The following is an 898-nucleotide window of genomic DNA, read 5'->3' as shown; positions in this document are numbered from 1 at the left end:
GCCGGGGCGCGCGCCCGGGTCGCCGGCCTGCTCGCCCGCGCGGCGCTGAGCGAGGCCGAGGGCCGCGGCATCGGCCTGTTCGTCTGGGACTGGCCGGAGGGGCCGCAGGAGATGGGCGAACGCCTGGCCGGCCTGCGCCGCCTGGGCTTCGACAGCCCGGACTACACCCGGCCGGTACGCGGTGCCGACGAGATCGCCCGCTGGCGCGAGCAGTGGTATCGCCAGGCGCTACCGTTCGCCAGCGACGGCATCGTCATCCGCCACGGCAGCCGCCCGCCGGCCACGCGCTGGCAGGCCGAGCCGCCGCACTGGGCGGTGGCCTGGAAATACCCGGCGGCGCAGGCGCTGGCCGAGGTGCGCGCAGTGGAGTTCCGCATCGGCCGCCGCGGGCGCATCACCCCGCTGCTGCACCTCGAACCGCTGCAGCTGGACGACCGGCGCATCGCCCGGGTCAGCGCCGGCTCGCTCGGGCGCTGGCGGCAGCTGGACATCCGCCCCGGCGACCAGGTGGCGCTGCGCCTGGCCGGGCTGAGCATTCCGCGCCTCGACGGCGTGGCCTGGCAGGCGGCCGAGCGGGCGCCGCTCGCCGTGCCCGACCCGGCGCGCCATCATCCGCTGAGCTGCTGGCGGGCCAGCGAGCCGGGTTGCGCCGGACAGTTCCATGCGCGGCTGGTCTGGCTCGGCGGACGCCAGGGCCTGGCGCTGGGCGGCCTTGGCCCGGGCACCTGGCAGGCGCTGCAGGACAGCGGCCGGCTGGACGGCCTGCTCGACTGGCTGGCGCTGGACGAGGCGCAACTGGCGGCCCTGCCGGGCTTCGGCCCGCGGCGCGCGGCAACGGTGTGGCGCAGCCTGCAGACGGCCCGCCAGCGGCCGTTCGCGCACTGGCTCAGGGCGCTGG

1 pseudogene is annotated in these 898 nt (G+C 78.0%); it reads left to right on the top strand.

Features of this window, described 5'->3' with window-relative positions:
- Positions 1 to 898 (top strand): annotated as a pseudogene (locus E5198_RS21260) (DNA ligase B); the annotation flags it as partial.

Origin of the sequence: Pseudomonas sp. A-1 (assembly GCF_004801855.1) — a bacterium.
In the GTDB taxonomy this organism is placed as follows: domain Bacteria; phylum Pseudomonadota; class Gammaproteobacteria; order Pseudomonadales; family Pseudomonadaceae; genus Geopseudomonas.
Note: the sequence above shows the minus strand (reverse complement) of the source record. Positions and strands in the feature narration are given on the sequence as shown.